The organism is Streptomyces coryli (assembly GCF_011044975.1).
GTDB lineage: Bacteria > Actinomycetota > Actinomycetes > Streptomycetales > Streptomycetaceae > Streptomyces > Streptomyces coryli.
On the sequence record NZ_JAAKZV010000109.1, the window covers coordinates 1 to 25,551 of the forward strand.

Here is a 25,551-nt window from a genome sequence, read left to right on the forward strand (position 1 = left end):
CCCTCCCCCCGCCCCCGCCGAGCGGCACGCGGGGGCGGGCGTAGGCGGGCAGGATCCCGACAGTCGCAGGCCCGAGCCTCGGCAGCCGGGGCGATCCCGCCGCCTCAGTACCGGATGTGCTTGCCGCCATCGACGATCACCGACTCCCCCGTCACCAGGTCCATCCGCAGCAGCCCGAGCACCGCCTGCGCCACGTCTTCCGCACGCGCCGTGGCCCGTAGCGGCACCGACTCCCGTTCCTCCCGCGCGCGTTCGGCGAAGCCCTCCTCGCCGTGCAGGCCGGTCTGCCAGCGGGTCGCGACCGTCCCGGGCGCGACGGCGTTCACCCGCACCTGCGGCGCCAGGGCGCTCGCCAGATTGCGGGTCAGCTGGAGCAGGGCGGCCTTGCTCACGCCGTACGCGATCGAGGAGCCGCCCGCCCGGTAGCCGGAGATGGACGCGATGTTGACGATCGCGCCGCCCGACGAGCGCAGTGCGGGGGCGAAGGCGCGGGCGCAGCGGAAGGCGCCGATCACGTTGACGTCGAGCACGTCGTGGAAGTCCGCGTCGCTGAGCCCTTCGAGGTCGTGGTCGGCCACCGCGCGGGTGATGCCCGCGTTGTTGACCAGGATGTCCACGCGGCCGAACTCCCGCCGGGCGGTGGCCGCCAGCGCCCGCACCGCGGCGTCGTCGGTGACGTCGGCGGGCTCGGCCAGGCCCCGCGCGCCGAGCGTCTTCAGCTCCGGGAGCAGCGACTCGGCGTCGGCCGCCGACCGGGAGTACGCCGCGACGACGCCCGCCGCACCGGCTTCGGCGAGGGCCAGCGCGGTGGCCCTGCCGATGCCCGTGCCGCCGCCGGTGATCACGGCGACCGCTCCTCGTATCTCCACCGCCGCCGTCACCTCCTCTCTTCCGGCAAGGTCTCGTCCGCGATGTCCACGTCCCGGGACTCGCGCGAGTAGAGGAAGGCGATCAGCGAGATCACCGCCGTGAGCATCATGAACCCGGCGACCAGCCACGGCGATCCGTCCCCCTTGGCCAGCAGGGCCGTCGCGATCATCGGGGAGAATCCGGCCACCGCGGCGCCGACCTCGCGGGACGCGGCGAAGCCCGTATAGCGCACCCGGGCGCCGAACAGCTCGGCGTAGAAGGCGGGTTGGACGGCGATCATCGGCGCCAGGCCGAGCCCGGTAGCGAGTATCAGCGCGCCGTAGATGACCACCGGCTGCTCCGTCTCCATCAGCAGGAAGAGCGGGAAGGCGAACAGCCCGGTGAAGATCACGCTGAAGAGGTTCAGCGGCCGGCGTCCGATGCGGTCGGAGAGCGCTCCGTAGACGGGCTGCAGCGCGATGACGACGAGGCCGAAGAGGATGACGCCGGTCAGCGCCGTCCAGCGCTCCAGGCCCAGTTCGTCGGTCATGTACGACACCGAGAAGGTCGCGTAGATGTACACCACGGCGGTGTCGCAGATGTGCGCGCCGATGCCGACCAGGAAGTTGCGCGGGTAGCGGCGCAGTGTTTCGCGGGCCGGCAGCTTCACCACGCTCCGGCGCTGCTGCAGCTGCCGGAAGACCGGGGACTCCGCCACCCGCAGCCGCAGATACAGGGCCACGGCGATGAGCACGAAGCTGAACAGGAACGGCAGCCGCCAGCCCCACGTGTCGGTCGCGTTGTCGGACAGCGACAGCTCGATGATCAGGAACGAGGCCGTGCTCAGCACCAGGCCGATCTGCACGCCCAGCTGCGCGAACGAGGTGAAGAAGCCGCGCCGGGCGGGCGGCGCGTGCTCCGCGAGCAGCGTCGAGGCGCCGCCGAACTCGGCGCCCGCGCCCAGCCCTTGGCAGATCCGCATCAGCGTCAGCAATAGCGGCGCGGCGAGCCCGATCGATTCGTACGACGGGAGCAGGCCGATCACCCCCGTGGACAGGCCCATGATCAGCGTGGTCAGGACCAGCGTGGCCCGCCTGCCGATCCGGTCGCCGATCGAGCCGAAGACGAAGCCGCCCAGCGGGCGGAAGACGAAGCCGACGCCGAAGGTGGCGAAGCCGATGAGGGTGCCCATGGCGGGGTCGTCCTGGACGAAGAAGTGGTCGTTGAAGACGAGCACGACCGCGGTGCCGTAGATGAAGAAGTCGTACCACTCCAGCGCCGTGCCGACGATCGACGACGCGACCACGCGTCGCAGTTCGCGGTCGTTCGGCGCCGTGCGGGTGGTGGTTGTGGGGTCGGTTTCCTGCTGAACCATCGCCGCCTCCTCGAGGGACGTCGGTGTCCCCTGGCGTACGTGCCGGTCAGCCGGGCCCGCTCGCTCCCGTCTCCGAAGGCGCCTCGTCGCGCAGCGCCAGCAGCTCCTGCCACGTCTGCCGCGGAAGGGGGATGCCGTGGGCGAGGCGGTGGGTGCGGGTGCGCTCCTCCGGCTCGCCGGGCACGAGGATCTCCTCGTGGCCCTCGGCGAGCGGGGTGCGGGCCAGCTCGGCACAGAACTTCTCGGTCTCTTCGCGGAACGTCGCCAGCGACACGAAGGCGTCGATGCGGACGCCGATGAGCACCGTGCCGAAGCGGCCGTCGTAGCCGGGCAGGCTGGAGATGCCGGTACGGGTCAGCAGGCCGCCGATGACCTCGATGACGACACTCAGCCCATAGCCCTTGTGGCCGCCGAACGGGAGCAGGGCGCCGCCGCGGTAGAAGTCCTCCGGGTCAGTGGTCGCCGCGCCCGCGGCGTCCACCACCAGGCCCGGCGGCACGCTGCGGCCCTCGGCCCTGGCGACGCCGAGCTTGCCTTCGGCGACCGCGGCGGTGGCCCAGTCCATGAGCAGCGGGGGCCGGCCCGCGGCGCGCGGCAGCGCCCAGGACATCGGGTTGGTGCCGAGCCTGCGCTCCCGGCCGCCGTACGGGGCGACCGTGGGGTCGGCGTTGGACATCGCGACGGCGACGAGGCCTCGGTCGGCCAGCTCCGCGGTGTACTCGCCGAGCCTGCCCACATGATTGCAGTCCTCGATGGTGACCACGCCGGCCGCGAACTCCTCGCACAGCGCGGCCACTTCAGCTGCCGCGCGGCGGGCCGCCAGCTGCCCGAAGGCGCGCTGGCCCGCCACCACGGCCGTGGCGCCGTGCCGTGAGCGGACCTCGCCGGTCCTGGTGGGGTCGACCACCCCGTCCCGGACCGCGGAGAGATAGGCGGGCAGCCGTCGTACGCCGTGCGAACCGTGTCCCACCAGGTCGGCCTCGACCAGTGACCGGGCGATGTCCCGCGCCGGCTCCGGCGGCACGTGGGCCGCGCGCAGCAACGCCGCGGCGAGGTCCGTCAGTTCCGCGGCGCCGACGAGCCGTTCCCGGCCGTCGCTCCGCTGTCCGTTCTCCGTCACACCGGGCTCCGTATTCCGTCGGGCGGAATATCGTTCCGTATTTACCTCGAAGATGCTGCCACGGCTCCCCGGGGTTGTGAACCCGGGCCGCACGGGGTCTTTCGAAGAGGCCGCCGCCCCGGCCGTAGACTCGCGGCATGACCGGCGAAGCCCGACGGACGGCCGCGGACAAGACACTCGATGTCCTGGAGGCGCTGGCCGAGCACCACAGCATCGCCGCGCTGTCCGACGCGACGGGGCTGCCGAAGCCCACCGTGCACCGCATTCTGCGCACCCTGGTGGAACGCGGCTTCGCCCAGCAGACCAGCCACGGGAGCTATTCCGGCGGCCCGCGCATCCTCACCCTGATCAGCCGCCACCAGCGCGCCGCGCACCTGGCCGATCAGGTGCGGCCCGCGCTGGAGGAACTGCAGAAGCGGACGAACTGGACCGTGCACTTCGCCCTGCTCTCCGGGGACGAGGCCGTCTACGCCGCCAAGCTCGAGGGCGACCGGCCGTATCACCTGGCGTCCCGGGTCGGGATGAGCCTGCTGCTGCACTCCACGTCCGTCGGCAAGTCCATCCTCGCCGCCCTTCCGCCCGAGGAGACCCGCGCCCTGCTCGCGCGTACGGGCATGCCGGCGCGCACGGCCCGTACCCACACCGCCCCCCGGCGGCTGCTCGCCGAGCTCGACGCGATCCGGCTGCGGGGCTATGCCGAGGACAACGAGGAGAACGAGGACGGTGTCGTCGCCGTCGGCGCCCCCGTCTTCGACCATCTCGGGCAGGTGCTCGGCGGCGTCAGCGCGGCGGCGCTGCGGCACACCGTGGAGGCAGGGGCGATGGCCGGCCACGGCCGGGCCGTCACCGAGGCGGCCCGGCGGATCTCGCTCACGCTCGGCGCCCCCGCGCACCGCTGCGATCTGGCGGGCCCGGCCGACTGAACCCCGGCTGCGGGCCGTTGCGCCACAAGCCGTGCGCAAAACCTTGTCACCCGAACTCGCGGCACTCTATTCTCCGGCGCAGAAAGCGCTTTCCCCCATCTCCTGCCGGCCACCCCACCGGTAGCAGCGGCATGCCCTCACCGGACCCGTACCGAAGGGCACACCACCATGAGATTACGCAGACCCGTCACGCTCCGCCTCACCGCCGGCATCGGCGCGCTCGCCCTCGCGAGCGCGGTCGCGGTGACGCTGTCGACGTCCGACGCGTCGGCCGCCGTCACCGGCACCGCCACCGGCTTCGCCACCCAGAACGGCGGGACCACCGGAGGCGCGGGCGGGACGACCGTACGGGCCACCACCGGGACGCAGATCCACGCGGCCCTGTGCAACCGTGCCAGTGCGAGCACCCCGATCACCATCGAGGTCGAGGGCACCGTCAACCACGGCAACACCAGCAAGGTATCCGGGGACAGCTGCAGCACGGCCGACGGCGTCATCGAGCTCAAGCAGATCAGCAACGTCACGCTCGTGGGAGTCGGCGGCGGCGCGGTCTTCGACCAACTCGGCATCCACATCCGCGAATCCCGCAACATCATCATCCAGAACGTGACGGTCCGTAACGTCAAGAAGTCCGGCTCACCCACCTCGAACGGCGGCGACGCCATCGGCATGGAGAGCGGCGTCCGCAACATCTGGGTGGACCATGTGAACCTCCTCGCCTCGGGCGGCGAGTCGGAGGGCTACGACGGCCTCTTCGACATGAAGGACAACACCCAGTACGTCACCCTCTCGTACAGCACGCTGCGCAACTCCGGCCGCGGTGGCCTCATCGGCTCCAGCGAATCGGATGTCTCCAACGGCTACGTCACGTTCCACCACAACCTGTACGAGAACATCGACTCCCGCACGCCGCTGCTGCGCGGCGGCACGGCGCACATGTACAACAACTACTACGTGAGCCTCAACGAGTCGGGCATCAACTCCCGGGCCGGCGCCAAGGCCAAGGTCGACAACAACTACTTCAAGAACTCGAAGGACGTCCTCGGCACCTTCTACACCGACGCGGCCGGCTACTGGCAGGTCGGCGGGAACATCTTCGACAACGTGACCTGGTCACCCCGCGGCACCGACACCAACCCGGCGGGCCCGAATCCGGTGTCCAACACCACGGTCTCGATCCCTTACGCCTATCCGCTGGACGGCGCGAACTGCGTGCCGGACGTCGTGGGCGAGACGGCGGGCGCCAACAAGGGCATGAAGGTGTCGGACGGCAACTGCGAGGCGCAGCCGCCGACCCCGACCCCCACGCCGACGCCCACGCAGCCTTCCGGCACCAACCTGAGCATCGGCGCAGGAACCGACGGCTCCAGCAAGGCGGACGGCACCAGCTACGGCAACGTCCGCGACGGCAGCATGACCACCTACTGGTCGCCGGCCGGCACCACCGGCTCGATCTCGGTCAAGTGGGGCACGGCCACCGCCATCTCCCGGATCAACATCAGGGAGACGGCGGCCGGCGCGGGCCGGATCACGTCCTGGCGGGTCCGTAACGGCACCACGGGCGCGGTGCTGACCTCCGGCACCGGAGCGGGCGTCATCTCCTTCCCCGCGACCTCGCTGAGCAAGGTCACGTTCGAGATCACCGGCGCGAGCGCCACACCTCAGGTGGCGGAGTTCGAGACGTACGCGCAGTAGGCGGTCACGTAACGCGCGGGCGGAGCAGGGTGATTCTGGAGGCGCCCAGCTCCGTGACGTAGAGGTTGCCGTTGGCGGAGTCCTCGGTGATGTCCAGCGGCTGCTGGAAGCCGGTGAATCCGGTGATGCCGGTCGTCGGGGGCGAGAGACTGCCCCCGGCGTCGGCGGTGAAGACCTCGATGTCCTGGCCGCTGCTGTAGCGCACGACGAGGAGCTTGCCGCGCAGCGCGCCGCCGAAGGCGCCGCCCCGGTATTCGACGGCGCCGTCCGCGGAGGCGTGCAGGCCCGCGTCGTACATGCCCGCCAGGTCGAGATTGCGGTCGGGCTGGGTGCCGACGGGGTAGGCGGCCGCTTCGAACGGGTCGACCGAAGACGTGGGGTTGCCTCCCGCCAGCACCCACTCGCAGCGGACCGGGGCCGGGTGGCCGTAGTAGCGGTTCTTCTTCACGTCGAAGACGTAGTCCGTCTCCGCGGTGGGATTCGAGGTGAGGGACGGCACGGCGGGTCCGGTGTAGGCGCCGTTCGTCGCCGCGTCGATACGGCGGTTGCCGCAGGAGGCGGGCAGCGGCGTGGGGGTGGCCGGGGAATTGCCGCCGGCGGCCGAGCCGTTGGTGGGCGCGTACAGGTGCCCGTTGCTGTGCCAGACGAGGTCGTACGCGTTCCGCACGCCGGTGGCGTAGAGGGTCACCGGCGCGTTCGCGGCGTACGGGTCGTACGTGCCCGGGCTCTCGGTGCGGACGTTGAGGGGCAGCGTGGCGGGGAGCTTGGCGCGGTCCAGGCGCAGGATCGCGGCGTTGAGGAGGTGCTCGGGGCGGTTTCCCCAGACCGCGTCGGGGGCGCCCATCGCGTTGTTGGCGCCCTGGCTGATGTAGAGCGCGCCGTCGGGGCCGAAGGCCAGCGAGTTCGTCTCGTGGTCCTTGACCGATCTGGGCAGGCCGCTCAGCACCTCGGTGTACGTGCCCAGCGCGGGGCCGCTCAGCTTCGCGACCATGCTCGACCAGTCCGGTTCGTTCGGAGTGCCGCCCGCGTACATGGTGTTGGAGCTGATCCACAGGATCGGGTTGGCCGCGGTGGCGGCGGGGTCGAAGGCCATGCCGATGATCGTGCGGTTCGGGGCGCCGGGGAGGCCGCGTGCGGTGGCGTCGCTGCGTACGGTGGAGATGGTCTCCGGGCTGGTCAGGGTGCCGTCGGCGGCGATCGCCCAGCGCATGATGTAGCCGTCGAGGGTGGCCGCGTACAGCTTGCCGTCCGGGCCCTTGACCACCGAGGTGAAGCTCTTGCCGGAGGCGCCGCTGGCCGCCTTGTCGAAGGCGATGGTGCCGGATCCGGTGCCCGCTCCGGTGGTGAAGACCGACCGCCACGGGGTGAAGGTGCGGCCGTTGAGATCCTTGACGCCGCTGGTGACGGCGAGCTGGTAGCGGGTGTTCGGCTTCAGGCCTGCCGTCGGCGATACGTTGATGACGTCGCCGCCGCCGCTGGTGAGCACGCGGGCGGCGACCGCGGCTCCGCTCACGGATTCCTTGAGGGTGACCGTGGTCGCGGACAGGCTGGCCGCGTCGACGCCGGAGTCGATGAGGCGGAGGTCCGCCACGATGCTGCCGGTCGTCGCGACGCCGGTTGCCGTGTTGGACGGGGTGACGGCCCGTATCTCCGGGTGGGAGGCCGCGTCGGCCAGCGGCGCGATCTCCAGGTGGGTGATCTTGGTGTTGGTGCCGGTCTTCGGGCTGACCGTGAGGCGCCCGTCCGTGACCGTGGGGGTGACGGTCCTGGTCTGGTAACGGGTCGCGTCCGTCGGCCGGAAGCCGTCGATGGCGTTCTGGTTCTCGATCTGCAGGGCGTGCACGCTGTCCGTCGCGGTGCGGTCGCCTACCGAGACCTTCACGGAGTACGTGCCGTTGGGGACCGCCATCTCCCAGCGGCCGGGCGTCTTGACGCCCGCGGAGCTCGCGGGCAGCTGCATGTGCATGAGCGTGGCCAGCAGCCGGTCGGGTTCCGCGGAGCCGCGGTCGCGGCCGTTGCCGGTCAGGTTCAGCGGGGTCGCGGAGTCCATCCCCACCCAGCCGTAGCTGAGTCCGCTGCCCTGGTGGGGGCCGGTGCGGGCGCCGAACGCCTGCCCGTAGTCGAGGTGGTAACCGGTCACCGGCACGGTGCTCGCGGCGCCGAAGTCCACCTTCGCGGAGAAGGTCGTCTCCGCGTGCGCCGGGGCGGGCCCGGCCATCGTGATCCCCACGGTCGTCAGCGCCACGAACAGCGGCGCGGATCGGGGCATGCGTCTGGCTGCGCTCGATAAAACACCCACTGGACTCCCCCTTCGAGCCCACGACATGCGCCGGGGGCTGGTGCGGGCGAGTCTGGACCGCGGCTGCGGCCGCGGATAGATCCGGTCGGGGCAATGTCGAAGATGGCGTGAACGCACCTAGCGCCCGGCCGACTTAGCTCCTGCACTGCTCCCATGCAGGCCATCGGCACGGACCCGTTCACCCTTGGCGTCGCCTCCGGCGATCCGCTGCCCGACAGCGTGGTGCTGTGGACCCGGCTGGCGCCGGAGCCGTACCGGAGCGGGGGTGGACTGCCGGCGGAGGCCTTCGCCGTCGGGTGGGAGCTCGCCGAAGACGACGGCTTCCAGACCCTCGTCGCGCAGGGCGAGGTGACGGCCAGTCCCGAGGACAACCACACGGTGCACGTGGAGGTGGCCGGTCTGGAGGCCGGACGCCCGTACTGGTACCGCTTCCGCGCGGATACGTGGACCAGCCCGCCGGGCCGTACCCGCACCGCGCCGCCGCGTGACTCCCGCCCGGCAAGGCTGCGTTTCGGCCTCGCCTCCTGCCAGGCGTACTACCACGGCTATTTCACCGCCTTCCGGCATCTGGCGGACGCGGACCTGGACGCCGTGGTCCACCTCGGCGACTACCTGTACGAGTACGCGGTCAACTCCAAGGCGGGCGACCGCAATTACACCGACCGCGTGCTGCCGTCCGTCTTCAACCGCGAGGCGATGACGCTGGACGACTACCGGCTGCGCTACGCGCTCTACAAGTCCGATCCCGATCTGCGGGCCGCGCACGCCGCGCACCCGTTCATCGTCACCTGGGACGACCACGAGGTCGAGAACAACTACGCCGGCCCGTACGACCAGACCGGCAGCCCGCCCGAGCAGTTCCTGGCCCGCCGCGCCGCCGCCTACCGGGCCTTCTGGGAGAACATGCCGCTGCGCGAGCGGCACCGTCCGGTCGGCCCTGATATGGATCTCTACCGGCGGCTGCACTTCGGCACGCTGGCCCAGCTCGACCTCCTGGACGCCCGCCAGTACCGCTCCGACCAGGCGTACGGCGACGGCTGGAAGCGGCCGGGCCCGGAGTCGGCGGACCCCGCGCGCACCATGACCGGCGAGGCGCAGGAGCGCTGGCTGCTGGACGGCTGGCATGCGTCGGACGCGCTGTGGAACGTCCTCGCCCAGCCCGTCGTCTTCGCGCGGCGCCGCGACCGCGGCGACGCCGCGTACCTGGTCAACATGGATGCCTGGGACGGCTATCCGGCCTCCCGCGAGCGGCTGCTGGCCGGCGCCCAGGAGGCCGCCCTGGACAATCTCGTCGTCCTCGGTGGCGACGTCCACGTCCACTGCGCCCTGGACATCAAGCGCGACTTCGACGACGCCGCCTCGCCGGTGATGGCCGCGGAGCTCATCGTCACCTCGGTCTCCAGCGACCGCGACGGCGCCGACCGGCTCCCGCTGTGGGACGCGATGCAGGCGGCCAATCCGCACCTGCGCTTCTACAACGGCCGCCGCGGCTACGTCATTCTCGACCTGGACGACCAGCGGGCCCGCGCCGACTTCCACACCCTCCCGTATGTCACCGCCCCGGGCGCCCCGGTCACCACCGCGGCCTCCTTCACCATCGAGGCCGGACAGCCGGGGCTGCGGCCGCTCCCCTAGCCGCTAGTCGCCGGGCGCGAAGCGCTCGACCAGCATGGCCAGTCGGTGGTCGTGGGCCTCGGCGGGGAGGCGGCCGCCGCGGGTGAGGGTGACCAGGCCGTGGAGGGCGGCCCAGAAGGTCTCGGTGAGCAGGGCGGGGTCGTCGGCGGCCGCGACCGGCTCGACGGCGGCGAGGATTTCGCCGAAGGCGTCGCGCAGTGGGGCGGGGGCTTCCGGGGTGGCGAAGGGCAGGTCGACGGCGTTGGTGAAGATCGCGTCGTAGGTCGCCGGGCGGCGGCGCGCGAAGTCCGTATACGTCGAGGCCACCGCGGCCAGCGCCGCGCGGCGGCCGTCGGGCTCGGCGCCGGTACGGGCCGGGCGCAGCTCGGCGGCGAGGTCGGCGCACCCCTGCACGGCGACGGCCGCCATGATGGCGCCCTTGCCCTTGAAGTGGCTGTAGAGCACCGGCTGGCTGTACTCGATCTCGGCGGCCAGCCGCCGGGTGGTGACGGCGGACCAGCCCTCGGCCTCGGCCAGTTCCTGCGCGGCCGTCACGATCAGCCGCTCGCGTTCCGCTCGTTCGCGCTCGCGGCGCGTCTGTATCGACATGACCGGAATGCTAGCACCGCTAGCTTCCCTGTCGAAGCTATGCTAGCTTCGCTATATCAACTAGCAACGCTAGCAAGGGAGATGGACCCCATGATGACCGCCATCGCTTACACGCTCGCCGCCGTGCTCAACCTCTTCGTCCTCTACATCGGCCTCGGCTTTCTGGTCCGGCCGAAGACCTGGGCCGCGGGCTACGGCGTCCCCGCGAAGCCGGACGGCGACGCCGCGTACCTCACCGTCAAGGGAGTACGCGACGCCACCTTCGGCCTCGTGGGCCTGGCCCTGCTGCTCGCCGTCGGCACCTACGCCGGGGCCTGGTACATGCTCGTCGTCGCCCTGGCCCCGCTCGGCGACATGGTGATCGTCCTCCGCCACGGCGGCCCCAAGGCCACGGCTTTCGGCGTGCACTTGGCCACGTCGGTCGTGATCCTGATATCGGCCGCCCTGCTCTTCGCGGCGTAGGTCATGACCGCCGCCCGGCTAGCGGTCCAGCACCGCCTCCATGACCGACTTGGCGATCGGGGCGCCCAGCCGGCCGCCGGCGATGTCGGCGCGGGAGATGTCCATGTCCCGCGGGTCGACGAAGACGGCGACGGCCACCGGGGAGGAGCCGTCCTGCTGCTTGGCGTACGAGACGAACCAGGCGTACGGGCGCTCGTTGCGCACATCGGCGCCGTGCTGGGCGGTGCCGGGCTTGCCGCCGACCGTGACCCCTTCGATGGTGACCTTGTCGCCGGTGCCGTCGGTCACGGTGTACTCCATCATCTCCTGCACCTTCTTCGCCGTGTCCGCGGAGACGGCCTGGCTCGCGACCTCCGGCTCGGTCTTCTCCACCGTCGACAGGTCGGCGCCGCGCAGCTCGTCCACCAGGTGCGGCTTCATCAGCTTGCCGTCGTTGGCCAGGGCCCCGGTGACCATCGCCATCTGCAGCGGGGTGGTGGCCACGCTGCCCTGGCCCATGCCGGTCAGCGCGGTCTGCGGCTTGTCCAGGTCCTTCGGATAGCTGCTCTCCGCGCTGCGTACGGGAATGAACTGCTCCTCGTTGAAGCCGAACTTCGCCGCCGTCTCGCGCATCCGGTCCTTGCCGGTCTTCAGCGCCGCGTCGAGGAAGACGTTGTTGCAGGACCACTGCAGGCCCGTCTTCATGGACACCCCGTCGCACAGCGAGTTGGGGACCACGTTGCCGACCTCGTCCGAGCTGAGCGGCAGCCGGTACGGGGCCGGTGCCTTCGACGGGGCATTGATGTCGCCGACCACGCCGTGTTCGAGCGCCGCGGCCGCCGTGAGGATCTTGAAGGTCGAGCCGGGCGGATACGTCTCCCGGAGCGCCCGGTTGTGCAGCGGCTTGCCCTTGTCCTTGTCCAGCGCGGTGAACTTCTCCGCCTCCGCGGTGGAGGAGCCGGCGAAGGCCGAGGGGTCGTACGAGGGGGTGCTCGCCATCGCGAGGATCCGGCCGCTGCGCGGGTCGAGGGCGACGACCGCGCCCTTCGCCTTCAGGTCCGTGAGGCCCTTGTACGCGGCCTTCTGCGCGTCCGGGTCGATGGTGGTGACGACGTCGCCGCCGCGCTGCCGCTCGCGGGTCAGCAGGTCGAGGGGGTTGCCCATGAGCCTGTCGTCGGCGCCGCCGAGGAAGTCGTCGTGGACGCCCTCCAGGAAGGTCGCGCCCTGGGTCTGGGAGAAGAAGCCGGTGACCGGGGCATACATCGGGCCGTCCCGGTATGTGCGTTTGTATCTGAAGTCCGAGCCGCGCGTGGCCTCGGAGCCGGTTATCGCCTCGCCGCCGACGATGATGTCGCCGCGCGGCTGGGAGAAGGCGTCGATCTTCACCCGGCGGTTGTCCGGGTCGCTCGCCAGGGACTCGCCCTGGGCGAACTGCACCCAGGTGACGCGTAGCAGCAGCGCCATGATCAGCAGGCCGCAGAAGACGGCGATGCGCCGCAGCGGCCGGTTCACGACGCACCGCCGGCGAAGAAGTCGAGCGCGGTGTCGGTGGCGTCCAGGGCGTCGCTGGGCTTGCCGAAGCGTTCCGGCGGCGCGTAGTCGCCGCCTGGCCAGACATGGCCCGCCCCGCGTACGACGATGAGCTCGACCTGGCCCTTGCCCCAGACGGTCCGCTCGTACCCCGGCTCCGCCTTCTCGACCGCCTTGCCCGTGCCCGCCGCCACGAAGGCCTCCGCGCTGGCCCGGGTCGACAGGCTGGGGGTGATCGGCTCCTGGCCGGCGGGCGCCGGGCCGGGGCGGGGCAGGCCGGCCATCGGGCGGGCAGGGTCATCGGCGCCGTGGATGAGCAGCACGGGCACCGGACCGGTCGGCTTGACCTCGGCGGAGCCGGCGGGGAGCTGCCCGGCCACCGCGGCGGCGCCCGCCACCAGGCCGGGTCGCTGCGCCGCCACCCGCAGGGCCATCGACCCGCCGTTGGAGAACCCTGCGACGTACACCTTCCGCGGGTCGGCCTGCCTGCTGCGTACCAGCTTCTTCACCAGCGCCTCGGTGAAGGCGACGTCGGCGCCGGGGTCGGGGCGCTGCCGCGTCGCCTTGCTGCCGGCGCCCCATCCGTGGCGCAGGCCCTCCGGGTAGGCGACCAGCGTGCCGCGGCGGTCGGCGGCCTGGTCGAGGCCGGTCATCTTCCGCATCTCCTGGGCGCTGGAGCCGCGCCCGTGGAAGGCGATGACCAGCGGTCGCGGCGCCTCGTCGGCGTCCGCGGCCGGCTCGTGGAGCAGATACGTACGGCTGACGCCGTCCACCCGCAGGTTCCCGGCGGACGAAGCCGAGGGAGACGAGGAGGCGGACGGGTGGCTCGGCGGTTTCCCGGAATCCTGGCCGCAGCCGCTGACCAGCAGCAGGCCGACGACCAGCGCGGAACACGAGGTGATTCGGACATTCAAGGGCATAGCGCCGAGAGAACAGCACAACAGCCCGAGATGTCCAAGTCGCATATCAATCGCGAATCGATTCGCAATGGGTATCATTGCTGGCTGTGGACCTGATACGGCACCTGGACTGCTTTGTGGCTGTTGCAGAAGAGTCACATTTCGGCCGGGCCGCCGCCCGGCTGGGCATGGCCCAGCCGCCCCTGTCGCAGCGCATCAAACGTCTGGAGGCCGAGCTCGGCGTGCGCCTCTTCGAGCGGACCAGCCGTCAGGTCACCATCACCAAGGCCGGCGTGCTGCTCCTGGATGACGCCCGCGATCTGCTGGCCCGCTCCGAGGCGCTGCGGGCGACCGCACGCCGGATCCGCGACGGCGAGAGCGGGCTGCTGCGGGCCGCGCTGCCGCCGGACATCGCCGGGGAGTCGGTGGCGGCGATCCTGGCCGACTTCGAGCGGCACTGCCCCGGGGTGGAGCTCGAGCTGCGCGAGCTGTCCACTGCCCGGCAGCTCGACGCGTTCGCCGCGCGCGAGCTGGACGTGGGCCTGATCCATCACCCGTGCGACGTGACCGGCCTCGGCCTCGGCCCCGTGCTGCACCGCGAGATGGGCGTGCTGCTGGCCCGGGACGCCCCGGCGGCCGAGCTCGACGAGGTGCCGCTGGCCGCGCTGGCCGGCCACGGCCTCGTCCTCTTCCCGCGCGCCGACGCCCCGGCCCTGCACGACGAGGTGCTCACCACCTGCGCCCGCGGCGGCTATACGCCCAGCGCCCTCCGGCACGGCCAGGGGGCCAGCTTCATCCGCGGCCTGATCCTCTCCGCCGGCGCTGTCGCCTTCAGCCCGAAGGACACCCGGCCCGCGGACGACGCGACGGACGTCGTCTGGCGGCCGCTGGCCGGGGCCCCGCTGACCTTGCGGCACACCGTCGCCTGGCCCGAGGGCCGCGGCGACGCCGCCGTCGCGGCCTTCGCGGACGCGGCGGCGCGGGCGCTGCGGTCCGCCGCGCCGGCCGCGGCCGAGGCGCCGCCGCCCCCGATGCATCTGCGCCCGGACGCGGAGTACTGGCCGTGACGGGCGCCGTCGGCCGTATTCAGGCGGCCTTCACGGACGCCGGGGTCACCGGCAGGCTGCACGCGCTCGACATCGACTCCGGCGCGGAGATCGACGCGGGCGGCAACCGGCCGGTCGTCACCGCGAGCGTGCACAAGCTCTGCCTGCTGGTGGCGCTGCACGAACGCGCCGCCGCCGGGCAGTTGGACCTCACCGAACAGGTGGAGTGCCCGGCGGACGGCCGTACCGCGGGCCCCACCGGACTGGCCGCCATGCTGGACCCGGTCCGGATCTCGGTCCGCGACCTGGCCCACCTCATGATGAGCGTCAGCGACAACGCCGCCGCCGACCTGCTGCTCGACCGCGTCGGCATCGACGCCGTCAACGCCACCACGGACCGGCTCGGCCTCGCCGCCACCCGGATGAGCCACACCTTCGGCGGCCTCTTCGCCACGGTCAAGGAGGACGCGGGCCCGCTGGGCGCCCGGGCGCTCACCGACCCGCACGTCCTGACCCGGCTGCGGGCCCTGGACCCGGCGCACTCCAACCGCAGCACACCGCGCGACCTGACCGGCCTGCTGCGCGCGATCTGGCGCGACGAAGCCTGCCCGCCACCGCACGGCGCCGCGATCCGGCGGCTGCTCGGGCTCCAGGTCTGGCCGCACCGGCTGGCCTCCGGCTTCCCGTTCGACGATGTGCACGTCGCCGGCAAGACCGGCAGCCTGCCGACGGTACGCAGCGAGGCCGGCGTCGTCGAATACCCGGACGGCGGCCGGTACGCGGTCGCGGTCTTCACCCGGGCCGCCAATCCGGCCGCCACGCTCCCGCAGGCGGACGCGGCCATCGGCACCGCCGCCCGGATCGCGGTCGATGCGCTACGGGCCCGGGGTTGACCCCTCCGGGCTACGGGGCTTCACTCGGCTCAGGCGACGGTGCTCGTTCCCGGCAGGGGGTCACATGTTCCAGAACGCCGATGAGGTCAAGGGGTTCATCCGGGATCAGGACGTGAAGTTCGTCGACGTCCGGTTCATCGATCTTCCGGGAATCATGCAGCACTTCACCGTGCCGGTGGAGATCTTCGATCCCGAGGGCGAGTTGATGTTCGACGGCTCGTCGATCCGGGGATTCCAGGCCATTCACGAGTCCGACATGGCATTGCGCGCCGACCTGTCGACGGCCCGGCTGGACCCGTTCCGCAAGGAGACCACGCTCAATATCAACTTCTTCATCCACGACCCGATCACCGGCGAGCAGTACAGCCGCGACCCGCGGAATGTGGCGAAGAAGGCGGAGACGTACCTGGCCTCGACGGGCATCGCGGACGCGGCGTATTTCGGCCCGGAGGCGGAGTTCTACGTCTTCGACAGCGCGCGCTTCGAGACCACCGCCAACAGGTCCGTCTACGAGGTCGATTCGGAGGCGGGCGCCTGGAATACGGGCGCCTTCGAGGACGGCGGCAACCGCGGCTACAAGGTCCGCTACAAGGGCGGTTATTTCCCGGCGCCGCCGGTCGATCACTTCGCCGATCTGCGCGCCGAGATGACCCTCGCCCTGATCGAGTCCGGGATCATGGTCGAGAAGCAGCACCACGAGGTGGGCACGGCGGGCCAGGCCGAGATCAACTACAAGTTCAACACGCTGCTGCACGCCGCCGACGACCTGATGCTCTACAAGTACATCGTCAAGAACACCGCCTGGCGGAACGGCAAGACCGCCACCTTCATGCCCAAGCCGATCTTCGGCGACAACGGCTCCGGCATGCACACCCACCAGTCCCTGTGGCGCGCCGGCGAGCCCCTCTTCTACGACCAGCAGGGCTACGCGGGCCTCTCCGACCTGGCCCGGCACTACATCGGCGGCCTGCTCCGGCACGCGCCCGCGCTGCTCGCCTTCACCAACCCGACGGTGAACTCCTACCACCGCCTGGTCCCCGGCTTCGAGGCCCCGGTCAACCTCGTCTACTCGCAGCGCAACCGCTCCGCCGCCATCCGCATCCCGATCACCGGCCCGAGCCCGCGCGCCAAGCGCCTGGAGTTCCGGGCTCCCGACCCGAGCTGCAATCCGTATCTCGCCTTCTCGGCGATGCTGCTCGCGGGCCTGGACGGGATCCGCAACAAGACCGAGCCGGCGGAGCCCGTCGACAAGGACCTCTACGAGCTCGCCCCGGAGGAGCACGCGAGCGTCCCGCAGGTGCCGACGTCGCTGCCGGCGGTGCTGGACGCGCTGGAGGCCGACCATGAATTCCTGCTCCAGGGCGGGGTCTTCACGGCCGACCTGATCGAGACGTGGATCGACTTCAAGCGCATGAACGAGATCGCCCCGCTGCAGCTGCGGCCGCATCCGCATGAGTTCGAGCTGTACTTCGACGTCTGACGAAGGCTGCGCTGACAAAACTCCGTTGGCATGACCTGCCCCTTCCGTCACCATGGCCGGAATGAGATTGCGGCTTGCGGGTGGGTTGGTGACGTCGGGGCAGGGGGCCTGGCTGTCGCGGCAGTCCGGTGCTGTCCGGATCACCCAGCAGGGGGACGCACCCGCGGGGGCCGCGGTCGCGCTGGGTCCCGACGGTGCCGACGACGGACGGGCCCGGCGGGCCGCGGCCGAGCTGGACCGGCTGGTCGCCGCCGGGGGCGTGGTCGCGGCGGCGGCCGGGGTGGACCTCGGGGACGGGTTCCGCTCCGCGCGGCTGGCGGGCGGGCGCGGCGATCAGCGGGACGCGGTACTGGGCGCGCTGCGCGCGCTCGGGGCCGATGGGGACGAGCGGCTGGGCCCGCGCGGCGCGGTGCTCGTCGCGCTCTTCGGCCCCGCGGCGACCAAGCGGGTCGGCGCGGCGGCCGCGCCGGCCGTGGCCGAGGGGCGGTGGGCGGCGCTGCGGCTGGCGGCGGCCGCGAGTGACGTGCTGGGGCCCGAGCAGCTGGAGCAGGTGCTGGCGCTGCGGGCGCCGGAGGGGTTCGATCCGGTACGGGGCGGCCTGGCGTCAGCGCTGGCCGCGGATCTGCGGGCGGTGCTGGAGCCCGTACCGGCGCGGCAGCGGGTCGGGCTGGTGGTCGATCTGTGGGAGCGGGTGCTGGCGCACGAGGCCGAACTGGCCCGGAACAAGCGGCTGCTGGCGTCCCAGGGCAGGCAGGACCGGCTGCCCGACCTGCGGGAGCGACGGGCGCGCTGGGAGGACGGGCACATCGAGGTGCAACTGCGGAACGACCTCGGCGTCCACCGGCCCTCTCTCGCCGCCGCTGCGCGCTGGACGCCGCCCGCCCACTACTGGGTGTTCCTGGTGAACCGCCTCTTCGCGGACGCCCTGGCCGCCACTGCTCTGCTGCGCACCGCCGTCGCCGTCGCCGATCACGGGATGCGAGACGGACTGGCCAGGTCGGAGGCGCTGCTCGAGGCTGCCGCCTCCTACATGACCGACATGGAGGCGAACAGCTCCGCCCGCCAGGTCGCGGGCCTGACCGGAATGCCTGCCCGTCCCGGCAATCACGTACGCGAGATCCTCCGGTGGCTGCGCAAGGAGCGCGCGGACGACGCCCACCTCGCCGGCGCCGTGAAGCCGAAGCTGGCGCACGCCCGTGACTACGGCCTCGCGGTCCTCGAAGACGTCGAGGCCGCACTCGACGGCCCGGCCGAGGTGCCGGTGAAGCCGCTGCGCGACTGGGCCAAGGGCCCGGTGACCGGCTGGCGGCAGCGAGCGGGCTACACCGCTGCGCGGCCGCCGCAGGAGTGGGACGGCGTACCGGTCACCGTGCGGGAGCGGCTCGCGCAGGAGGAGCCGCTCATGCGACGGCTGCGCGACCGCCCGGAGGCGGACGCCGCCGAAGTCGAGGTGAAGGGCGACCTGCTGTGGCTGGCGGATCTGTACGACGCGCTGGCCCAGGTCTACGGGCACGATGCCGCGGCCGGCGGCTGGAGCACCGGCATCCTGCCGCTGCGCCACAACCCGCCGCCGCCCGAGGAGCCGGAGCCACTCGCCCCGCGGCTGGACTCCATCGCCCATGCCGCCTCGGTCGCGGCGCAACTGGCGGCACTTGGCGGCACGCCGGGCAAGGGCATGAAGTCCTGGCAGGACCTGGTGGCCGCGCTGCGCGCCGGGGTGGATGTGAATCAGGTGCTGAGCACGGAGTTCCGCGTCCCGGCGCCGCTCGCGGCGGTCGACCGGACCCTCGTCCCGGGCAGCCGGGCCCACTTCAGGGTCGCGTACAACGCCCGCACGCTCGCCGAGTGGGCGTCGTACATGGGCAACTGCATCGCGGGCTGGCCGTACCCGGACGAGGCGACCAAGGGGCGGAGCATCCTCGCCGCGCTGTACGCGGACAACGGCCGCATCCTGGCGAACGCCGAGATCGTGGCCGCCCGGCCGGCGGCGCGGGGGTGGGTGGTGGAGGAGCTGCAAGGCCGGTTCAACGAGGCGCCTGATCCGGAGCTCGCGGAGCGGTTCACCGCGTGGGTCAAGACGATCCCGGCCCCTGCGCCGCCGGAGGAGGTGGCTGCCACCCCGGACGAGGCGCTGCCGCCCCGTCCGGCCGGCCGCCGCCCGGCGCCGCGGGTGCTGGAGACGGTGGCGCCGGAGCTCGTGCCGCTCTCGCGGCAGGCGTGGCAGGAGCAGGTGACGGGGCAGGTCGCGGCAGCGGTGGCCGCCGTCGCCGACGCCGCTGCGGGCGGCCGCGACGCGCGGCTCGCGGGCGGTCGCACTCGCCACCGCGCTGCGGGCGATTGGCCCGCACGGGCGGCGGATTCGGCCCCGTCGCCAGCGGACGGCACCCGCCCGACCCGGGCCGCCCCGGACAGGGCCGGCGCGACTCCGGACATCACCGCCGCGCTCACCCGCCTCCGCCGCACCGGTGACCTGACCGACGCCTGTCGCGCCGCCCTCGCCGAGGGGGCCGTCGATCTCCTCGGCCTCTGGCGGGCCTCCGCCGCCCGGCCGCTGAGCAGCGCTCTGGACGGCCTCGATCCCGTCCTCCACGACCGCTTCCCCCAACTCGCGCTCCTCACCGCCCCCGACCCGCTCCCCCGCGCGCTCCGCAAGCTCGTCCGTCGTGAGGAGCTGGCGCCCGCGTATGCGATGAACCTCGTCGCGTTCCGGCTTCGCGCCGCCATCGGGCGGCTCGCGGAAGAGGGCGATCCGGCCGTCGCGGACGGCATCCGTCGCCGGACGAGCGAGGCCATGCTCTGTGCGCTCGCCCTCGCCGCCACCTGCCGGCCGGCGCGGCCCGGAGACCTCCGGATCGCGGAGCCGCGCGCCGTGACCGTGCCCGGTTTTCCGGCGTCGGATCTCGCCGATGAGAAGGGGCCCTGGCAGCGGGCGCTGCCGGACGCGGCCGAACTGGGGGCGGATACCGGGGCGTTGTGGGAGTACATCGCCGCCGATGGGCTGCGCGTGCCCGGCGAGTGGCTGGCCGGGGGCGGGGGCTGGCAGGGGCTGTGGGCGCGGGCGCACCGGGGCGGAGGTCGCGGATAAATGCGGTGCGGGCAGCGCTCCCCTGCGCCTACACTCGCCGTCGATCAGCAACCACCGACGAGATGAGGGGAGACCGGCCGTGCGCACCCGCACCTTCTTCGCCGCTTCCCTGTTCCCGCTGTCGCCGTCTCGGTACGACGTGGTCCTGATCTCTTCCGCCGCCCGATGACGGCTGCGCGCCCGTCATCGCGGTCCGCGATGTGACGTACTGACGTACCCACGTACCCAGCTCTGCCCACATCCGGCCCATCGCGCTGCCCTGCGCCCATTTCACGCTTGAAAGGCCATGAGCCGTGCGCAACATCCGCAACATCCGCGACATCCGAAACCTCGGCATCCTCGCCCACGTCGACGCGGGCAAGACCACCGTCACCGAGCGCGTCCTCTACCTGACCGGCGCCACCCACAAGCGCGGCGAGGTCCACGACGGCACCACCGTCACCGACTTCGACCCGCAGGAGCGGGATCGCGGCATCACCATCTTCGCCGCCGCGGTGAGCTGCGACTTCGACGGGCATCGGATCAATCTCATCGATACACCGGGGCACGTCGACTTCGCCGACGAGGTGGAGCGTTCGCTGCGCGTCCTCGACGGCGCGGTGGCGGTCTTCGACGCCGTCGCGGGCGTCGAGCCGCAGAGCGAGTCGGTGTGGCGGCAGGCGGACCGGCACGGGGTGCCGCGGATCGCGTTCGTCAACAAGCTCGACCGGGCCGGCGCGGACCTGGACGCGGCGGTGGCGTCGATCCGTCGTCGCCTCGGCGTCGTGCCGCTCACCGTGCAGCTGCCGATCGGCCGGGAGGCGGGTTTCACCGGTGTCGTCGATCTGCTCCGCATGCGCGCGCTTGTGTGGGACGGCGCGGGCGGTGGGCCGGTGGAACTGCCCGTACCGGATGACCTGTTCGACGAGGCCAGGCGCCGTCGCCGGCTGCTGGAGGAGGCGGTGGCGGAGCTGCACGCGGGCGCGCTGGAGGAGTTCTTCGCTCGCTCCGGGCTCTCGGCGGACACCCTCGCGGCGGCGCTGCGCGACATCACGCTCGCCGGTGACGGCGTGGTCGTGCTGTGCGGCTCGGCGTACCGCAACCGCGGCATCGAGCCGCTGCTGGCGGCCGTGGTGGCGTATCTGCCGTCGCCGCTGGACGTGCCGCCGGTGGCCGAGGACCGGCCGGCCGACCCGCGGGCGCCGTTCGCGGGCCTGGTCTTCAAGGTCAACTCGACGGCCCGCGGCCGGCTGACGTACCTGCGGGTCTACGCCGGAACGCTGCGGAAGGGAGATGTGGTGCTCGACGTGGGCGCGGGCCGTACGGAGCGGGTCGGCCGGATCGTACGGGTCCAGGCCGACCGGCACGCCGATACGGACCAGGCGGTGGCCGGTGACATCGTCGCCGTGGCCGGGGTGAAGGGTGCCAGGCCGGGCGCTTCGCTGGCCGCGCCCGGTGCCCCGCTGCTGCTCGAGGCGCCGGTCACCGCCGATCCTGTGGTGTCGGTCGCGGTCGAGGCTCGTACGAACGCGGACGCCGACCGGCTGGCGGCGGCGCTGGCGCGGCTGGCCGAGGAGGACCCGTCGCTGGCGGTGCGGACGGACCCGGAGACGGGCCAGACGCTGCTGTCCGGCATGGGCGAACTGCACCTGGAGGTGGCACTGGAGAAGATCCGCCGCGCGCAGCGGCTCGACGCCGTGGCCGGCCGGCCGCGGGTCAGCTACCGGGAGACCGTGCTGCGCGGGGTGTCCGGGGTGCCGTACCGGCATGTCAAACAGGACGGCGGGCCGGGCCAGTTCGCGCAGGTCGTCCTCGATGTGGAAGGGCTGGGGCCGGACGACGGCTTCGAGTTCCGGTCGACGGTGACCGGTGGGCGGGTGCCGCCGGAGTTCGTACGTGCGGTGGCGGCCGGCTGCCGGGACGCGCTCGCCGACGGGCCGCTCGCGGGGCATCCCGTGACGGGGCTGCGGGTCACGCTCACCGACGGGGCGACGCATGTGAAGGACTCGTCGGAGGTCGCCTTCCGCACGGCGGGCCGGCTCGGGCTGCGGGCGGCGCTGCGCGCGGCGGGCATGGCGGTGCTGGAGCCGGTGGCCGAACTGACGGCGACGGTGCCCGAGGACGCGCTCGGCGCGGTGCTCGGTGACCTCGCGGCGCGGCGGGCGCAGGTCACCGGGTCGCAGGCGCGCGGCGATACGGCGGTGCTGACGGCGACGGTGCCGCTGGCGGAGCTGTTCGGCTACGCGTCGCGGCTGCGGAGCCGGACGCAGGGCCGGGGCACGTTCACGACCCGGCCGGCCGGGTACGCGCGGGTGCCTGCGGGGGTGCCGCAGGTGCGATAGCGGCTTCGCCGCGGGGGCGGTCGTGGGTCCATCCGCCGCAGGTACGGTCGCGGCTTCGCCGCAGGTGCGGTCGCGGCTCCGCCGCAGGGGCGGGCGCGGCTTCCCCGCAGGGGCGGGCGCGGCTTCGCCGCAGGGGCGGTGGTGAGTCCGCCGCAGGTGCGGTAGCCGCATCGCTGCAGGGGGTCTGGGGGCTTTGGCCCTCAGGCCCCCTTGTGCAGCCTCCGCAGCGCCGTGACCAGCGCGTCCACGCCCGCCTCGGCCTTCGAGCGTGGGCAGCCGACGTTCAGTCGTACGAAGCCCTGCCCGTCCTCCCCGTACGTCTCCCCCGGCATGATCGCGACTCGCTGCCGCCGGATGAGCTCCTGCTGCAGCGCGGCGTCGTCGACCTCCAGTGGGCGCAGGTCGATCCAGGCCAGATAGCCGGCCTGCGGTGGCTGCCAGCGCAGTTGCGGGAAGGCCTCGTTGAGCTTGTCCTCGACCATCCGGAGATTCCCGCGCAGATACGCGCGCAGCGCGTCGAGCCACGGCGCGCCCTCGTTGTAGGCGGCGATGTGCGCGACCAGGGACAGCACGGCGGGGGACGAGAGGCCGTCCGCGGCCTTCAGCTGGATCAGGTAGCCGTCGCGGCTGCGATCGCCGTGGATGATCCCGTACGCGCCCGTCAGCGCCGGGATGTTGAACGACTTCGACGCCGACGTAGCGATCGCCCAGTCGCCCCGCCCGAACTCCGCCCACGGCCGGTGCGGATGGCCGGGCCGCGCCAGGTCCATGTGGATCTCGTCGCTGATGACCCGCACCCCGTAGCGCTCGCACAGCTCCGCGATCCGCTCCAGCGTCTCGGCGGGCCACACCGTCCCGGTCGGGTTGTGCGGCGAGCACAGCAGCAGCACCGTGTTCGCGGGCGCGGCCAGCAACTGCCCCAACCGGTCGAAGTCGCAGGTCCAGCCGCCGTCCGCGCCCTTGGTCAGCGGGGCGGGTACGAGCTTGCGCCCGGCCTGGGTGATCACGTTCGGGAACGCGTCGTAGCAGGGGGTGTGCGTGACGACGCCGTCGCCCGGGGCGGACCAGAGGCGGATCAGCCGGGCCACCAGATAGATCACCGACGGCGCGTACACCACCTCTTCCGGGTCGATACGGCAGCCGAACCGGCTCTCGTACCAGTGCTCGACGGCCGACTCGAAGTCGCCGTTCTTCCACCGGCTGTAACCCAGTACCGGGTGCTCCAGGCGCCGCCGCACCGCCTCCAGCACGGCCGGCGCGGTCCCGAAGTCCATGTCGGAGATGGTGAAGGGCAGCAGGTCGGCGGCCCCGAACCGGTCCTCGACGTAGTCCCATTGGGTGCACCACGTGCCGCGCCGGTCGATGACGCGGTCGAAGTCGAAGTCGTGCTTCATGGCTGCCGCCGCTCAGTTCCCGTCGGCCATCAGGCCGTCGATCTCGTCCTTCACCGACTGCACCTGCGGGCCGATGATGACCTGCAGATTGTGGTCGTCGAGCTTCATGACCCCGACGGCGCCGTTGGCCTTGAGCACGTCGTCGTCGACGAGGCTCATGTCTTCAACGCTCAGCCGCAGCCGGGTGATGCAGTTGTCGAGCGAGGTGATGTTCGCGCCCCCGCCCAGCGCCGCCAGGATCGCCGGGGCGCCCTTCAGCCCGACCGCGGTCGCCGTGCCCGCGGGCTGCCCGGCGGCGCCGTGCACCTCGCCGGTGGGGTGGGTGTGGTCGTGTTCGGTGACCACCTCCCCCGCATCCTCCGCCGGGCCCGGGTCCCGCCCCGGCGTCTTGAGATGGAAGCGGGTGATGAAGAACCGGAAGATGACGTAGTAGACGACGAACCAGATCGCGGCCAGCACCGGGATGACGTACCACCGGGTGGCGGTGCCCTGCAGGATCCCGAAGACGAAGAAGTCGATCAGATTGCCGTCGGTGTTGCCGATGTGCACGCCCAGCAGGGCGGCGGCCAGGAAGCCGAGGCCGATCAGCACCGCGTGGATGACGTACAGGAACGGCGCGACGAAGAGGAAGAGGAACTCCAGCGGCTCGGTGATGCCGCCGACGGCGCAGGCCACCACGCCGGAGATGAGCAGCGCCTTGATCTTGCCGCGGTTCTCGGGCCGGGCGCAGTGGTACATCGCCAGCGCCGCGCCCGGCAGTCCGCCCAGATAGGTGGCCATCTTGCCCTGCGACAGGAAGTCGGTCGCGTCGGCGGCGGCCTTCGACGGCTGGTCGCAGTCCAGTTGCGCGTAGAAGAGGTTGAGCGCCCCGCGCACCTCTTCGCCGCACACCATCCCCGAGCCGCCCGCGTCGGTGAAGCGGAACAGCGCGACGAGGATGTGGTGCAGCCCGATCGGCCGCAGCAGCGCCTCCCCCATCCCGAACAGGAACGGGCCGAACGGCCCCGTGGACGCGATGCCCCGGCCGACGGAGGCGATGCCGTCCGCGAGCGGCGGCCACAGCAGCGGTACGGCGAGGCCGACCGCGCTGAGCACGACGGCGGAGATGATCGGCACCGACCGGGTGCCGCCGAAGAACGCCAGCGCGTCGGGCATCTTCGACCGGTGGAACCGCTCGTGCAGCCGCCAGACGACGATGCCGGCGATGACCGCGCCGAGGATGCCGGTGTCGATCGACTCGATGCCGAGCACCGGGGTGACGTCGTAGTCCTCCTTGGTGTCGGTGGACTCCAGCGCCCCGCGGCGCTGCAGGACGAAGTTCGCGCCGAGCAGCATGGACGCGTAGCCGACGAACCCGGAGAAGGCGGCGACACCCTTGTCCTCCCGGGCCAGCCCCAGCGGGATGGCCATGGCGAACAGCGCCGGGAGGAAGGTGAAGGCGACCTTCCCGATCTGCGCCAGCGCGAGAAAGAAGGTCTGGAACGGCTCGTGCTTCAGGAATCCGACGGAGTCGGTGACCGCCCCGGACGACAGCGAACTGCCGATGCCGAGCAGAATGCCGCAGAACGCCAGCAGCGCCACCGGCAGCATGAACGTCTTGCCGAGCCCTTGCAGGAACTCCCACAGCGCGGACCGCAGCCCCTTCGCGCCGGGGCCTGATGCGGTGTCAGCAGCCATACCGCGAACTTTACATATGGGACATTTAACCCACAGGGAGGCGGTCCGTCTGGCGTGCCCGCCCTCACCGCTCTCTTACGGACACCAGCCCCGCCTCGTACGCCAGGATCACCAGCTGGACGCGGTCGCGGGCGTCGAGCTTGGCGAGGAGGCGGGTGACGTAGGTCTTGGCGGTGGCGATGCTGATGGAGAGCTGGTCGGCGACCTCGGCGTTGGTGAGGCCGGAGCCGACGAGGGTCAGCACCTCGCGCTCGCGGGCGGTGATGCCGGCGAGGGGGCGGGGGGTGGTGGTGTCCCGGCC

Annotated in this window: 18 protein-coding genes and 1 pseudogene; 9 read left to right on the forward strand and 10 right to left on the reverse strand. The window is 72.2% G+C overall.

The window, feature by feature from the left end; all coding sequences use genetic code 11:
- Positions 1-104 precede the first annotated feature (104 nt).
- From G5C51_RS22945 to G5C51_RS22955, 3 genes are read right to left on the reverse strand one after another with little or no spacing between them, the layout of a single operon-like run.
- A complete protein-coding gene (locus tag G5C51_RS22945) occupies positions 105-869 on the reverse strand; it encodes an SDR family oxidoreductase (protein WP_165240057.1) in 765 nt (254 codons plus the stop codon).
- Between the two features lie 8 nt (positions 870-877).
- Positions 878-2,224 (reverse strand): MFS transporter, encoded by a 1,347-nt coding sequence (locus G5C51_RS22950; protein ID WP_165240058.1) that lies wholly within the window; start codon positions 2,222-2,224, stop codon positions 878-880.
- Between the two features lie 46 nt (positions 2,225-2,270).
- Positions 2,271-3,344, reverse strand: a complete 1,074-nt coding sequence (locus tag G5C51_RS22955) for an Ldh family oxidoreductase (protein ID WP_165240059.1) — start codon at positions 3,342-3,344, stop codon at positions 2,271-2,273.
- 137 nt (positions 3,345-3,481) lie between these two features.
- Here G5C51_RS22955 and G5C51_RS22960 point away from each other — a divergent pair, with 137 nt between their 5' ends.
- Together G5C51_RS22960 and G5C51_RS22965 are read left to right on the forward strand one after the other, a co-directional pair.
- Positions 3,482-4,267 (forward strand): IclR family transcriptional regulator, encoded by a 786-nt coding sequence (locus tag G5C51_RS22960; RefSeq protein WP_165240060.1) that lies wholly within the window; start codon positions 3,482-3,484, stop codon positions 4,265-4,267.
- A 168-nt stretch (positions 4,268-4,435) separates the two neighbouring features.
- The gene (locus tag G5C51_RS22965) at positions 4,436-5,962 is read left to right on the forward strand and encodes a pectate lyase family protein (RefSeq protein WP_165240061.1); all 1,527 of its coding nucleotides are present in this window, start codon (positions 4,436-4,438) and stop codon (positions 5,960-5,962) included.
- Positions 5,963-5,966: 4 nt separating this feature from the next.
- Here the strand turns inward: G5C51_RS22965 and G5C51_RS22970 are convergent, their stop codons facing one another.
- Positions 5,967-8,231 carry a PQQ-dependent sugar dehydrogenase gene (locus G5C51_RS22970; RefSeq protein ID WP_206314219.1) on the reverse strand — a complete coding sequence of 755 codons (2,265 nt, stop codon included), beginning with the start codon at positions 8,229-8,231 and terminating at the stop codon, positions 5,967-5,969.
- Positions 8,232-8,381: 150 nt separating this feature from the next.
- Here G5C51_RS22970 and G5C51_RS22975 point away from each other — a divergent pair.
- Positions 8,382-9,896 (forward strand): annotated as a pseudogene (locus G5C51_RS22975) (alkaline phosphatase D family protein); the annotation flags it as partial.
- A gap of 3 nt (positions 9,897-9,899) precedes the next feature.
- Here the strand turns inward: G5C51_RS22975 and G5C51_RS22980 are convergent.
- On the reverse strand, positions 9,900-10,484 hold the full coding sequence (locus G5C51_RS22980) for a TetR/AcrR family transcriptional regulator (protein WP_165240064.1): 585 nt from the start codon (positions 10,482-10,484) through the stop codon (positions 9,900-9,902).
- A gap of 93 nt (positions 10,485-10,577) precedes the next feature.
- On the opposite strand from G5C51_RS22980, the gene G5C51_RS22985 reads away from it, so the two are divergent.
- Positions 10,578-10,946, forward strand: coding sequence for a DUF4267 domain-containing protein (locus G5C51_RS22985; RefSeq protein WP_206314222.1), 369 nt, complete (start codon positions 10,578-10,580; stop codon positions 10,944-10,946).
- Positions 10,947-10,964: 18 nt separating this feature from the next.
- Here G5C51_RS22985 and G5C51_RS22990 read toward each other — a convergent pair whose 3' ends face one another.
- Together G5C51_RS22990 and G5C51_RS22995 are read right to left on the reverse strand one after the other, a co-directional pair.
- On the reverse strand, positions 10,965-12,437 hold the full coding sequence (locus G5C51_RS22990) for a peptidoglycan D,D-transpeptidase FtsI family protein (protein ID WP_338118268.1): 1,473 nt from the start codon (positions 12,435-12,437) through the stop codon (positions 10,965-10,967).
- The gene (locus tag G5C51_RS22995) at positions 12,434-13,375 is read right to left on the reverse strand and encodes a CE1 family esterase (protein WP_165240066.1); all 942 of its coding nucleotides are present in this window, start codon (positions 13,373-13,375) and stop codon (positions 12,434-12,436) included. Before G5C51_RS22995 ends, G5C51_RS22990 begins: the two co-directional genes overlap by 4 nt.
- A gap of 116 nt (positions 13,376-13,491) precedes the next feature.
- Here G5C51_RS22995 and G5C51_RS23000 point away from each other — a divergent pair, with 116 nt between their 5' ends.
- From G5C51_RS23000 to fusA, 5 genes are all read left to right on the forward strand, one after another.
- Positions 13,492-14,421: a LysR family transcriptional regulator gene (locus G5C51_RS23000; protein ID WP_338118269.1), complete on the forward strand. Its 930-nt coding sequence runs from the start codon at positions 13,492-13,494 to the stop codon at positions 14,419-14,421.
- Positions 14,418-15,293, forward strand: coding sequence for a serine hydrolase (locus G5C51_RS23005; RefSeq protein WP_165240068.1), 876 nt, complete (start codon positions 14,418-14,420; stop codon positions 15,291-15,293). The genes G5C51_RS23000 and G5C51_RS23005 overlap by 4 nt, the downstream gene beginning before the upstream one ends.
- A gap of 64 nt (positions 15,294-15,357) precedes the next feature.
- Positions 15,358-16,773: a type I glutamate--ammonia ligase gene (gene glnA, locus G5C51_RS23010; RefSeq protein ID WP_165240069.1), complete on the forward strand. Its 1,416-nt coding sequence runs from the start codon at positions 15,358-15,360 to the stop codon at positions 16,771-16,773.
- Between the two features lie 61 nt (positions 16,774-16,834).
- Entirely contained in the window at positions 16,835-19,858 is a 3,024-nt protein-coding gene (locus G5C51_RS42580) for a hypothetical protein (RefSeq protein WP_206314221.1), read from the forward strand.
- Between the two features lie 293 nt (positions 19,859-20,151).
- Positions 20,152-22,179 (forward strand): elongation factor G, encoded by a 2,028-nt coding sequence (gene fusA / locus G5C51_RS23020; RefSeq protein WP_165240070.1) that lies wholly within the window; start codon positions 20,152-20,154, stop codon positions 22,177-22,179.
- Between the two features lie 200 nt (positions 22,180-22,379).
- Here the strand turns inward: fusA and G5C51_RS23025 are convergent, their stop codons facing one another.
- The 3 genes from G5C51_RS23025 to G5C51_RS23035 all read right to left on the reverse strand — a co-directional run.
- On the reverse strand, positions 22,380-23,573 hold the full coding sequence (locus G5C51_RS23025) for a MalY/PatB family protein (RefSeq protein ID WP_165240071.1): 1,194 nt from the start codon (positions 23,571-23,573) through the stop codon (positions 22,380-22,382).
- A gap of 12 nt (positions 23,574-23,585) precedes the next feature.
- Positions 23,586-25,250, reverse strand: coding sequence for a maltose/glucose-specific PTS transporter subunit IIBC (malX, locus tag G5C51_RS23030; RefSeq protein WP_165240072.1), 1,665 nt, complete (start codon positions 25,248-25,250; stop codon positions 23,586-23,588).
- Between the two features lie 64 nt (positions 25,251-25,314).
- On the reverse strand, positions 25,315-25,551 hold a 237-nt coding region (locus G5C51_RS23035), incomplete at its 5' end, for a response regulator transcription factor (RefSeq protein WP_165240073.1).

Excerpts from the sequence above, each read along its gene's own strand:
- G5C51_RS22950 (WP_165240058.1), bottom strand. The coding sequence starts at position 2,224 with ATGGTTCAGCAGGAAACCGACCCCACAACCACCACCCGCACGGCGCCG.
- G5C51_RS22960 (WP_165240060.1), top strand. The coding sequence starts at position 3,482 with ATGACCGGCGAAGCCCGACGGACGGCCGCGGACAAGACACTCGATGTC.
- G5C51_RS22965 (WP_165240061.1), top strand. The coding sequence starts at position 4,436 with ATGAGATTACGCAGACCCGTCACGCTCCGCCTCACCGCCGGCATCGGC.
- G5C51_RS22970 (WP_206314219.1), bottom strand. The coding sequence starts at position 8,231 with ATGCCCCGATCCGCGCCGCTGTTCGTGGCGCTGACGACCGTGGGGATC.
- G5C51_RS22980 (WP_165240064.1), bottom strand. The coding sequence starts at position 10,484 with ATGTCGATACAGACGCGCCGCGAGCGCGAACGAGCGGAACGCGAGCGG.
- G5C51_RS22985 (WP_206314222.1), top strand. The coding sequence starts at position 10,578 with ATGACCGCCATCGCTTACACGCTCGCCGCCGTGCTCAACCTCTTCGTC.
- G5C51_RS22995 (WP_165240066.1), bottom strand. The coding sequence starts at position 13,375 with ATGCCCTTGAATGTCCGAATCACCTCGTGTTCCGCGCTGGTCGTCGGC.
- glnA (WP_165240069.1), top strand. The coding sequence starts at position 15,358 with ATGTTCCAGAACGCCGATGAGGTCAAGGGGTTCATCCGGGATCAGGAC.
- G5C51_RS42580 (WP_206314221.1), top strand. The coding sequence starts at position 16,835 with ATGAGATTGCGGCTTGCGGGTGGGTTGGTGACGTCGGGGCAGGGGGCC.
- G5C51_RS23025 (WP_165240071.1), bottom strand. The coding sequence starts at position 23,573 with ATGAAGCACGACTTCGACTTCGACCGCGTCATCGACCGGCGCGGCACG.
- malX (WP_165240072.1), bottom strand. The coding sequence starts at position 25,250 with ATGGCTGCTGACACCGCATCAGGCCCCGGCGCGAAGGGGCTGCGGTCC.